Annotated in this window: 11 protein-coding genes; all 11 read left to right on the top strand. The window is 37.1% G+C overall.

The window, feature by feature from the left end; translation table 11 throughout:
- A partial coding sequence (rpsB, locus tag LDB17_RS03825) for a 30S ribosomal protein S2 (protein ID WP_393924894.1) occupies nt 1–442 on the top strand: 442 nt, incomplete at its 5' end.
- Nucleotides 443–559: 117 nt separating this feature from the next.
- Nucleotides 560–1,384 (top strand): translation elongation factor Ts, encoded by an 825-nt coding sequence (gene tsf, locus LDB17_RS03820; RefSeq protein WP_252638925.1) that lies wholly within the window; start codon nt 560–562, stop codon nt 1,382–1,384.
- Nucleotides 1,385–1,481: 97 nt separating this feature from the next.
- The gene (locus tag LDB17_RS03815) at nt 1,482–2,270 is read left to right on the top strand and encodes an XAC2610-related protein (RefSeq protein WP_252638923.1); all 789 of its coding nucleotides are present in this window, start codon (nt 1,482–1,484) and stop codon (nt 2,268–2,270) included.
- A gap of 197 nt (nt 2,271–2,467) precedes the next feature.
- Nucleotides 2,468–3,919 (top strand): lipopolysaccharide biosynthesis protein, encoded by a 1,452-nt coding sequence (locus LDB17_RS03810; RefSeq protein WP_252638922.1) that lies wholly within the window; start codon nt 2,468–2,470, stop codon nt 3,917–3,919.
- Nucleotides 3,916–4,797, top strand: a complete 882-nt coding sequence (locus tag LDB17_RS03805) for a glycosyltransferase family 2 protein (protein WP_252638920.1) — start codon at nt 3,916–3,918, stop codon at nt 4,795–4,797. The genes LDB17_RS03810 and LDB17_RS03805 overlap by 4 nt, the downstream gene beginning before the upstream one ends.
- A 92-nt stretch (nt 4,798–4,889) precedes the next feature.
- Complete coding sequence (yaaA, locus tag LDB17_RS03800) at nt 4,890–5,651, top strand: peroxide stress protein YaaA (RefSeq protein WP_252638918.1); 762 nt, start codon at nt 4,890–4,892, stop codon at nt 5,649–5,651.
- Between the two features lie 75 nt (nt 5,652–5,726).
- Nucleotides 5,727–6,473, top strand: coding sequence for a 2,3-diphosphoglycerate-dependent phosphoglycerate mutase (gene gpmA / locus LDB17_RS03795; RefSeq protein WP_252638915.1), 747 nt, complete (start codon nt 5,727–5,729; stop codon nt 6,471–6,473).
- 184 nt (nt 6,474–6,657) lie between these two features.
- Nucleotides 6,658–8,454 (top strand): chloride channel protein, encoded by a 1,797-nt coding sequence (locus tag LDB17_RS03790; RefSeq protein WP_252638913.1) that lies wholly within the window; start codon nt 6,658–6,660, stop codon nt 8,452–8,454.
- A gap of 96 nt (nt 8,455–8,550) precedes the next feature.
- A complete protein-coding gene (locus LDB17_RS03785; RefSeq protein ID WP_252638911.1) occupies nt 8,551–8,781 on the top strand; it encodes a hypothetical protein in 231 nt (76 codons plus the stop codon).
- Between the two features lie 118 nt (nt 8,782–8,899).
- Nucleotides 8,900–9,871 carry a methionyl-tRNA formyltransferase gene (gene fmt / locus LDB17_RS03780; protein ID WP_252638910.1) on the top strand — a complete coding sequence of 324 codons (972 nt, stop codon included), beginning with the start codon at nt 8,900–8,902 and terminating at the stop codon, nt 9,869–9,871.
- A 232-nt stretch (nt 9,872–10,103) separates the two neighbouring features.
- Nucleotides 10,104–11,159: a 3-dehydroquinate synthase gene (gene aroB / locus LDB17_RS03775; protein WP_252638908.1), complete on the top strand. Its 1,056-nt coding sequence runs from the start codon at nt 10,104–10,106 to the stop codon at nt 11,157–11,159.
- Nucleotides 11,160–11,172: the final 13 nt, after the last annotated feature.

The following is an 11,172-nucleotide window of genomic DNA, read 5'->3' as shown; positions in this document are numbered from 1 at the left end:
AACTCGTCAACGTGCTAAACTTGAAAAAACATTGGGTTCTATCCAAGACTTAACTCGTCTTCCATCTGCTTTGTTTGTGGTAGACGTAATGAAAGAACACATTGCTGTAAGAGAAGCTAATCGTCTTGGTATACCTGTATTTGCTATGGTAGATACAAATTCTAGCCCTGAAGATATCGACTTCGTAATCCCTGCTAATGACGATGCTGCAAAATCTATCGAACTTATCTTAGGAAGCCTTTGCGAAGGAATCAAAGAAGGTCTTGAAGAAAGAAAGATCGAAAAAGCAGATAGCGCTGCTGCTGAAGCTCAAGATGAAGAAGGAGCTCCAAGAAGAGAACGCAAAGCAAAAGCAGGTGCTAAAAAAGCTGTAACTAAAGAAGACCAAGAAGCAATCAATGCGGCTGTAGCTAGCAAGTTTGCTAAAGAGGACGAAGAGTAATAGTATAAAGACTAAATAAATAGCCTCTAAGAAAGCCTTCTTAGAGATTATTTATTTGGTCTTTTTTCTTTAAATCAATAGAGAATAATTATAAACCAAAATAAAAGGAGAAAGAATATGGCAATTTCTATGGCTGATATCCAACATCTACGCAAAATGACAGGTGCTGGTATGATGGATTGTAAAAATGCTTTGAACGAGGCTGAAGGAGATTTCGACAAAGCTGTTGAGATAATTCGCAAAAAAGGACAAGCTTTTGCTGCAAAACGTGAAGATCGTGAAGCTGCTGAAGGTTGTGTACTTGCAGCTACTCAAGGTGATTTCGCTGCAATCGTAGCAGTAAACTGTGAAACAGACTTCGTAGCAATGAATGCTGATTTTGTAGGAATGACTAAATCTATCCTAGATGCTGCATTAGAGAGCAAACCGGCTGATATAGACACACTGAAAGCAGTTGAAGTTAGCGGTCGTGCTATCACCGATCTTGTAACAGACAGAATGGGTGTTACAGGTGAAAAAATGGAGTTCAGCGTTTACAAACAAATTACAGCTCCTACAGTTGTTGCTTATGTTCACCCGGGTAACAAACTAGCTTCTATTGTAGGGTTCAACAAACCAAACGTTGACGAGCAAGTAGCAAAAGACATAGCTATGCAAATTGCAGCTATGAACCCTGTAGCTCTTGTTCCTGAAGAAGTATCTGAGGAAATCAAACAAAGAGAACTAAGCATTGCAAGAGAAAAAGCAATCGAGGCTGGTAAACCAGAAAACTTGATTGACAAAATTGCAGAAGGTGCACTAAATAAATTCTACAAAGAATTTACACTTCTTCAACAAGAATTCGTTAAGAATCCAAAACTAACAATAGCTCAATATCTTGCTGCGCACGATAAAGAACTTACTGTTGTCGGTTTCCAACGTTATACGTTGAACGCTGAATAATCAGAGATTCTAAAGAAAATAAAAGTGTAATCAGAAATGGTTACACTTTTTTTCTTTATATTTATTAGCATTTCTGAAAATCTTCAAGACAATAAATATGAAAAATACATTTGGCTTCATCATTCTTTTATTTTTCGCATATTGTACATCAAAGAACAAAGTAGCACCTCAAACAATTCATAGTCCTTATATGGATAGTATCATTCCTTTCATGAATGCATTTTCACTAGATACTGCAATAATCTTTGACTGGAATGGTAATAAGCATGCACCTAAATCACACTTTAAGGATAGGTCTATAACGCACATAGTCGGAAAATTTATTGATAGAACAGAAATATTTGCACTAGAATATATTTCAAAAGATACACTTATTAACTTTTATCATTTTAAATCTGGTGATTGGAAAATAATAAGTTCACATAGAGCCATTGGGGATGACATGACAACATTAGTTGAATTCATAGATATGAATAATGATGGAAACAACGAAATAATCGTTCGCACGCCGCCAAATATGAATGGGAACACGATACAAGATGTATTCCATTACTCTTCGGAAAATGATACTATTGAATATGCAGGTAGCTTCTTTTCTTGTGATTACAAGATCAATAGAGAAAAACAAACAGTAGAGGTCACATATGAAGGTAGTTGGTATATGCCTTTAATCAAAACAATTTATCAATGGCATAATAATAAGCTTGTTCGAATAAAAGAAATAAATTTAGACATCGTAGACATAGAACAAATAAATGATGAACGTATTTTGAGATACTATGAAAACACAAGCTATGATAAAGACTCATTAAAATTAATAAAAGAAGCCCCTTTCAAGGGAGAAAAATCTAAAAAAATGTGGGATTTTTTTTTTGATGAGCTTTAAATAATTAGGAACAATCTATTAGATCCCAATATTATAATTCTATAATAAAAAGCATCTAAGTAGACTAAGAGAGTAGTAATTTAAGACATTGACATATACATTATCTTTATATACATAACTAAAGAAAACTTACCTTTTTTTAGTAGCTTTGCGTTCAAAATAAAGTATTAAGATAAACTGTTCCTTGACAGGAGTCTATGAAGGAAAAATCATTAAAAGATAAAACCGTATCCGGACTGAGTTGGAGTGTATTGGATAAGCTACTCCAAAATGCCTTTGTTTTTGTTGCCGGAATATTACTTGCGCGCCTAATAGATAAAGAAGGCTACGGACTGATGGGCGTACTTGCCATATTTGTAGGATTAGCTAATATCTTACACGAAAGTGGTTTCTCGAGTGCTATTATTCGTAAGAAAAATATTACACAGGCTGATTACACAACTGTCTTCTATCTGAATATATCTATCGGTATATTCTTGTATCTGCTACTATTCTTTCTGGCTCCACTCATCAGCAACTATTACGATAAACCTATTTTGACAGACTTGTCAAGGTATTTATTCCTATCCTTCCTCTTTAACTCTTTTGCTGTAGTACAGAATGCCAAACTGATCAAAGAAATAAATTACAAGCTGATCACCAAGATTAATGCATTCTCAGTATTTACATCATACTCTGTAACGCTATTGCTTGCCTATTTTGGTTTTGGTGTATGGGCACTAGCTACACAGGTGGTACTGTGGACATTCCTTAAAGTTTGCTGCTTGTGGATATTCAGCAGATGGAAACCATCGGGATCATTTAGTAAAGAGTCATTCAAAGACCTGTTCGCATTTAGCTCGAAGCTGGTTTTGGGAAGTATCATAAATTCTGTAATGGTAAATATTCCCCAAAACATATTAGGGAAGTTTTACTCATTAAGCATCGGGGGATTATACAATCTAGCTTACCGAAATTATAATTCGGCCAACGATGTCTTAAACGGATCGATATACAGCGTCTCCTACCCTATCCTATCTTCGATACACGATGATGACCACCGATTGAAATATATATTCAGAAAATTTATCCGGATCAAAGCATTTGTCATATTCCCGATGTTTATGGGCATAATATTGGTAGCACAATCATTTATGTACATACTGGGAGAACAATGGCTCTCAGCAGCTCCCATCCTGCAACTGCTATGCATTGGCGGTATATTTGCAGGCCTTGAAACTACAAATGGAGATATATTAAGGATAAAAGGTAAATCGGGATTGATTCTTATTCTGACAATTATGCATGCTGTATTGATTTTCAGCTCTATATGTATCCCTTTTATTTTCGGGCTCAGTTACCTGTATTACATTGCGGGTATTTCGACAACCTACATTATCAGATACATTGTATCCTCTATTATGTCTAACAAGCTGATAAATTACAGTCTGGTTGAACTTATAAAAGATTTATTGCCTTATTTCGGAATATCATTTATTTGTATACTATGTGGCTATATGCTCAGGTTTGTGACATCCCAACCTGTTGTATTAATGATATGCCAAATAGTATTTGTAGGAGCTTTGTATATAGGAACTCTATATTTTTCAAAAGCCAGAATATTGAGAGAAGCCATCGAATATGTTACCAATAAAAGGATAAAGAAATGAAAGTCAGCATCTGTATCCCGGCTTATAAACATATTGATTTTCTAAAACGTTGCCTCAACTCTATTTTAGATCAGCGCTTTACAGATTACGAGGTCGTTATCACAGATGATTCTCCCGAAGACTCACTACAAAAACTGGTTGAAGAATATTCGGACGAGCGAATAAAATATTTCAAAAATGAAAAACCTTTAGGCTCTCCGCTGAATTGGAATGAAGGAATAAAAAAAGCGCAAGGAGAATATATCAAAATTCTTCACCATGATGATTGGTTTTCTTCTCCTGACAGCTTAGAAAAGTATGTCCGTCTGTTAGATGAAAATCCAAATGCAGACATTGCTTTTTCGGCAAGTTGTGACTTGGATAATCATAATACTCGAAAGCCTCATATAGCAAGCAGCGAATTTATTTCAGAACTTCAGAATGATGCTACAATAATATACACCGGCAATAGGCTGGGTGCTCCGAGTGTATGTATTTTCAGGAATAAAGGCTATCTTTTCGACCCGAACCTGATATGGCTGGTAGATATGGACTTCTACATGCAGGTGATTAGGGCTAGAGATAATACATTTGTATTTACACCTGAAATATTGATTTATATCGGAATAAGTGAGTTTCAAATCACGCAGCAATGCCTTGCAGAAACGAAAGTGAAAATATCAGAGAAAATATATCTTTACAAAAAGTACAGCTTAGAAAACAAACCGGCCAAGTATAAAAAAAGCCTTCTGAAATATATGGGACGAGAAAAAATTCGAAGGACATCCGACCTCAGAGATATTCTGCCAGATTCAGATTTTACCTTCTCTAGGTCAGATACTTTCCGGGCATATATATACTATGCAAGAAAGAAGATTAGAAGTCTTCTTCCTCGATAAGCAACAAAAACCTTGGTATAAGTGTTTTAACAATGCAATATCTGTTCCTACAATAAATTTACATTATTACGAACTTATAAAGAAATAAAAATATGATTATAATAATGTCTCCTGCAAAGTTGCAGGATTTTGAAAAGCCGGCTCCAATAAAAGAGTCAACCACCCCACTCTACGCGAAAGAAGCTAAAGGATTGTACAAATCGATGGAAGGTATTACTCCCGGAGAAATAGCGTCTCTAATGAGCATTAACCCTCAACTGGCACACGATGTATACCAATACATCCACGCATATCCTCTAAGCAAAACGCCACAAAAACAGGCAGCATTTGCCTATAATGGGATAGCATACAAGGGGCTAGATGCACAATCATTTTCTGCCAAAGATATTGATTTTGCTCAAAAACATTTACTACATATTTCAGGACTGTATGGCGTGCTCCGCCCTTTAGACCTGATTAAACCATATCGTCTCGAAATGCAAATTCCGATAGTGAACGATAAAGGGAAAGATTTGTATGCATTTTGGTCTGACACCATCAGTAAGTACATAGCCAAACAAATGAAAGCTGACGACAATATCCTTATCAATCTGGCTTCGAAAGAATACGCCAAAGCTGTAGATAAAAAGCTGTTGCCGAAAGGACATAAGATCATAACCCCTATCTTCAAACAACAGACAGATAAAGGATATAAACAAATAGTAGTTTATGCAAAAAAAGCAAGGGGTATGATGACTCGCTTTATTATACAAAATCAACTGAAAGATATAGAACATCTGAAGGGTTTCGATACCGAAGGATATACTTTTGCACCACAGCTTTCGGATGATAAGGAGTGGGTATTTATTCGATAAGATCGACTTGCTATTCCGCTATAATTTAACTAACTTTGCGTAGTTGGAAAATAATAATTAAAACAGTAAATAAAGATGAAAAAAGTAGTATTAATTCGCCACGGAGAAAGCGTTTGGAACAAAGAGAACCGCTTTACAGGATGGACAAACGTTGACTTGTCGGAGCAAGGAGTACAAGAAGCTATAAAAGCCGGAAAACTATTGAAAGAAGAAGGTTTCAAATTTACACTAGCTTATACTTCTTATCTGAAAAGAGCTGTTAAAACGTTGAATAATATCCTTGACCAAATGGACTTGGATTGGATTCCTGTTGAAAAAACATGGCGTTTGAACGAAAAACATTACGGTATGCTTCAAGGCTTGAACAAAGCTGAAACTGCTGAAAAATACGGCGACGAGCAAGTACTTGTTTGGAGACGTAGCTACGATGTTCCACCTGCTGCACTAGAGCCAACAGACCCTCGTTCAGCTTCTCAAGATCCTCGTTACGCAGACGTACCTAAAGCATATATCCCTGAAACAGAAGCATTGAAAGAAACAGTAGATCGTATCCTTCCATACTGGCAAGAAGTTATCTACCCATCATTGATGTGTCACGATGAAATTATCGTTGCAGCACATGGAAACAGCTTACGTGGTATCATCAAATATCTGAAAGGAATTTCAGACGCAGACATCGTAAGTTTGAATCTGCCTACAGCTGTACCTTACGTTTTTGAATTCGACAATGACTTGAACCTTGTGAAAGACTATTTCCTTGGCGATCCGGAAGAAATTAAAAAACTGATGGATGCGGTTGCTAATCAGGGAAAAAAGAAATAAGATAAACAACTCAGCCTTCATACAGGCGTGGAAGTTTTATAATAACTAGTCTGACTAGCTGAAAAATAAAAAGAGACTAAACCAACACTTTGGTTTGGTCTCTTTAGTTTTAACACTATAGAGTGAAAATAATTTATTTCTGTACCCAATTTTTTATACTTTTGGTGTTCAATCCTAAAATTAAATGTTACGCAAAAAACTTTATAACAGATTCCTTGTCTGGAAGACCCAAAATGTAAAAGAGAAACAGATGGTCTTGTTCGTAAGTTTCCTGATCGGAATATTTACAGCATTAGCAGCTTTTATCCTTAAAAGTGCAATTCACTTTATACAACATCTTCTTACTTCTCCTTTCCTCACAGAAGGTGCTAACTATATGTACCTCATATATCCTATAGTTGGTATTTTAATCGCCGGAATGTTTGTTCGCTACATTGTGAGAGATGATATCAGCCACGGTGTTACAAAAATATTGTATGCTATATCTCAGCGTAAAAGCTTTATAAAGCTCCATAACGTATATACCTCCATTGTGGCCAGTTCTATTACAATTGGTTTTGGGGGATCGGTTGGAGCGGAAGCACCTATTGTACTTACAGGATCGGCTATCGGGTCTAATCTGGGACGTTTCTTTAAGGTAGAACAGAAATACCTGATGCTGCTGATCGGATGTGGTGCTGCGGGCGCTATTGCGGGTATCTTTAAAGCACCTATTGCGGGATTGGTTTTTGTGGTGGAAGTATTGATGCTCGACCTGACAACGTTTACTGTTCTTCCGTTGTTGGTAACATCTGTAACGGCAGCTACCATTTCATATCTGACGATGGGGACTTCGGCAATGTTTAATTATGCCTATACAGAGCCTTTTACCCTCGAACGTATTCCTTATGTTATTTTGCTGGGGATTTTTTGCGGATTGGTTTCTCTCTATTTTACCCGTGCTATGGGGTGGACAGAAGGAATATTTCGCAAGATGTCATACTGGCAAAAGTTTGCATTTGGTGCAAGCATATTGAGTATATTAATATTTTTGATGCCTCCTCTTTACGGAGAAGGTTATGATACAATAGAGGCATTGATCAGTGGAACAAAGAACTACACCGGTCTGTTGGACAATAGTGTTTTCTTTGAATTTAAAGATACGCGTTGGACTATCGTCTTATTTCTTGCGGGTGTTCTGCTGATGAAGGTATTTGCGACCAGTGCAACCAACGGTGCAGGAGGAACAGGGGGGATATTTGCTCCATCCTTATTCTTGGGTTGTATTGCCGGATTTGTATTTTCTTTTACTATAAATCACTCACGACTAACAGGTTTTGCTCCGTTATTGCCGGAAGAAAATTTCGCATTAATGGGAATGGCAGGTGTAATGGCAGGTGTAATGCATGCACCTTTGACGGGAACATTCCTGATTGCAGAGCTGACGGGTGGATATGAACTATTACTGCCTCTGATGATTGTTTCTATCTGTTCTTACGTCGTGATCAAGTTTTTTGAGCCACATAGTATCTATTCGATGCGTCTGGCAAAGAAAGGGGAGCTTATAACTCATCATAAGGATAAAGCCGTACTTACACTGATGAATATTGAGAAACTGATAGAATCTAATTTTCAGACTGTGAGCCCTGATATGTATTTGGGCGATATGGTGAGAGTTATATCACAATCATCTCGCAATGTCTTTCCTGTTTTAGATGAGCAAAAGAGATTCCTGGGTATTGTTCTTATGGATAATATCCGAAATATTATGTTTCGCCCCGAATTATACAACCGTTTCAAGGTATCACGCTTTATGACATCACCTCCGGCTATTGTGGTTGTAGGTATGACTATGGAATCTATAATGAAGAGCTTTGACGAAACTAAGGCTTGGAACTTACCAGTGGTAGACCAGAATGATGTATATCTGGGATTTATCTCCAAATCGAACATTTTGGATGTATACAGAGGGGTATTAGCAGAAAACTTTGTGGAAGAATGACACTGCTTTTTCCTAAATAATATTTATAAATACACAAAGTTTGCTAGAGTTTTATATCTTTGCTTTTTAGAGTAAAACTTAAACAATTAGGTATTTATGAGACTGTTTATAGGTATTCTGTCGGCTGTAATTATTCTTACAGGTGCTACTTTAACTGTTTTGGCTCTCTGGGGAATTAAACCCATCGAGTGGGGCATTATCTGGCGTTCGGGGGCAACAATCGCTATAGCTTGTATTACATTTTTGGTTATGTGGCTTGTTAAGGCATTGTTTTTCAAGAAAGATCCTTTTAATATAGATAGGAATAACAGAAAAAATCAATACTGATAATATCTATATCAAAATAAACGAAGCGTAGAGATTGTTTGATTTATCAATCTTTACGCTTTTGCACTTTTAAGAATAGCGTTTTATCCTTAAATTTGCATTAAACAATCAAAAATAAATGGATAAGAAAGATTTACGTATCGTTTTCATGGGGACACCGGATTTTGCAGTAGAAAGTCTGAAAAAACTCGTTGAAAACGGATATAATATAGTGGGGGTGATAACCATGCCCGACAAACCAAGCGGCAGAGGATACAAAATACAGTATTCTGCCGTAAAGAAATATGCGTTGGAACAGAATCTACCTCTACTACAACCCGAAAAGCTGAAAGATGAAAATTTCCTCAGTGAACTAAAGGCGTTGGAAGCGGATTTACAGATAGTAGTTGCATTTCGCATGTTACCCGAAGTGGTATGGGATATGCCCAGATTGGGAACATTCAATCTTCATGGCTCGCTACTACCGCAATATCGTGGTGCGGCACCGATCAATTGGTCTATAATAAACGGGGATAAAGAAACAGGTGCAACCACCTTTTTCCTTACTCATGAGATAGACACAGGTAAGATAATTCTACAGGAAAAGATCAAGATAGGAGAAAATGACAATGCAGGTAAAATTCACGATGAATTGATGATTGTCGGAGCCGGGCTCGTACAAAAAACAGTTGATATGATCTTGGAGGGTAGTGTAGATGCTGTAGATCAGAAGCAGTTCTTTTCGGATGAAAAAGACTTGAAACATGCGCCCAAAATATTCAAAGAAACGTGCCGCATCGACTGGAATAAATCGGCGGGAGAAATACATAACTTAATTCGAGGCATGTCACCTTATCCTACAGCATGGACAGAACTTATTAGTGAGGGAAAAGAACCTCAAATGGTAAAAATATATCGTTCAGAGATTGTGACTTCTGCAAATACAGTTGTGCCGGGAACTATTCTGACTGATAATAAAACATACTTGCATATTGCATGCGCCGATGGTCTTATCAGCGTGGAAGAAATTCAGTTTGCAGGAAAAAAAGCGATGAATATAGATGAAGTATTGAGAGGATATAAAATAGAAGAAGGAGCTTATTTTAAATAATTTAGTTTTTCTGAATTTATCTTATTATATATAAACTCCGGAGTATAAAAACCAAAAAGTAACACAGATACAATAAATAAAAAAGTGTCACCTTTGTTACTTTTTAACAATAGTTCTTTAACCACAGATTCACATAAAGTTGAATCTGAAAGAGGCAAAGAAAAAGTAACAATAAAAAGGGATAACAAACCTGTTACTTTTGTCACCTTTTAAGAAAATAAAATAACGACAGATGCAGAAAGTTATAAAGTCTACAGACCTGAATAAAGATTTGTCTGATATCCTAAGCCGATTGTCTTTCGACAAATTGTTTTTGCTAACGGACGAAAATACCGAAAGGTTGTGTTATCCTCTGGTTAAAGATAATGCACAGATTGCAAAAGCCGGGAAAATCATAATAAAGGCCGGAGACGACAACAAAAATATAGAAACATTGTCTTCGATATGGAAGTATCTTTCAGAAAATGGAGCTACCCGACACTCTTTGCTCATCAATCTCGGAGGTGGAATGCTAACAGATATCGGAGGGTTTGCTGCGGCCAGTTTCAAACGAGGCATTAAGTGTATCAATATACCCACTACCCTACTCGGTGCTGTTGATGCTGCCGTAGGCGGGAAAACAGGGATAAACTTCAACGGATTGAAGAACGAAATAGGAGCTTTCGCTCCTGCCGAAACAGTGCTGATTGATTCAGCTTTCTTCAAAAGCCTCGATCATCAGAATTTCTTGTCGGGCTATGCAGAGATGATAAAGCATGGATTGATAGACAGTGATAAAGAGTGGCTGGCAACTATGTCGTTTGACACCGAGGAAATTGACTATGAGAAGTTGAAACAGTTGGTTGTAGACTCTGTTGGGGTGAAAGAGCGCATCGTAGAAATTGATCCTTTCGAAAAGGGAATACGCAAAGCTCTCAATCTGGGACATACCATCGGGCACGCTTTCGAAAGTATGTCTTACGAACTAAACAAACCTGTTCAACACGGCTATGCTGTTGCATGGGGTATCATTTGCGAGTTGTATCTTTCTCATCGATTCTGTGGCTTTCCGAAAGAGAAAATGTATAAGACCATTTATTTTATCAAAGACAATTATCATGGTTTCTACTTCGATTGCGACCATTACGAACGGCTCTATGAATATATGAAGCATGATAAGAAAAATGAATCGGATACAGTAAACTTTACTTTCCTTTCGGATGTGGGTAAGATAGAAATCAATCAAACGGCGAGCAAAGAGGACATCTTCGATGCCATCGATTTCCTTCGCGAGAGTGTAGGGTTATAATAAATCCCCAAGG

The organism is Dysgonomonas sp. Shenzhen-Wh21 (assembly GCF_043392705.1).
GTDB lineage: Bacteria > Bacteroidota > Bacteroidia > Bacteroidales > Dysgonomonadaceae > Dysgonomonas.
Note: the sequence above shows the minus strand (reverse complement) of the source record. Positions and strands in the feature narration are given on the sequence as shown.

What these genes read in the sequence shown, in the direction of transcription:
- LDB17_RS03815 (WP_252638923.1), top strand. Translation starts at nt 1,482, where the DNA reads ATGAAAAATACATTTGGCTTCATCATTCTTTTATTTTTCGCATATTGT.
- yaaA (WP_252638918.1), top strand. Translation starts at nt 4,890, where the DNA reads ATGATTATAATAATGTCTCCTGCAAAGTTGCAGGATTTTGAAAAGCCG.
- aroB (WP_252638908.1), top strand. Translation starts at nt 10,104, where the DNA reads ATGCAGAAAGTTATAAAGTCTACAGACCTGAATAAAGATTTGTCTGAT.
- tsf (WP_252638925.1), top strand. Translation starts at nt 560, where the DNA reads ATGGCAATTTCTATGGCTGATATCCAACATCTACGCAAAATGACAGGT.
- LDB17_RS03785 (WP_252638911.1), top strand. Translation starts at nt 8,551, where the DNA reads ATGAGACTGTTTATAGGTATTCTGTCGGCTGTAATTATTCTTACAGGT.
- gpmA (WP_252638915.1), top strand. Translation starts at nt 5,727, where the DNA reads ATGAAAAAAGTAGTATTAATTCGCCACGGAGAAAGCGTTTGGAACAAA.
- fmt (WP_252638910.1), top strand. Translation starts at nt 8,900, where the DNA reads ATGGATAAGAAAGATTTACGTATCGTTTTCATGGGGACACCGGATTTT.
- LDB17_RS03790 (WP_252638913.1), top strand. Translation starts at nt 6,658, where the DNA reads ATGTTACGCAAAAAACTTTATAACAGATTCCTTGTCTGGAAGACCCAA.
- LDB17_RS03805 (WP_252638920.1), top strand. Translation starts at nt 3,916, where the DNA reads ATGAAAGTCAGCATCTGTATCCCGGCTTATAAACATATTGATTTTCTA.
- LDB17_RS03810 (WP_252638922.1), top strand. Translation starts at nt 2,468, where the DNA reads ATGAAGGAAAAATCATTAAAAGATAAAACCGTATCCGGACTGAGTTGG.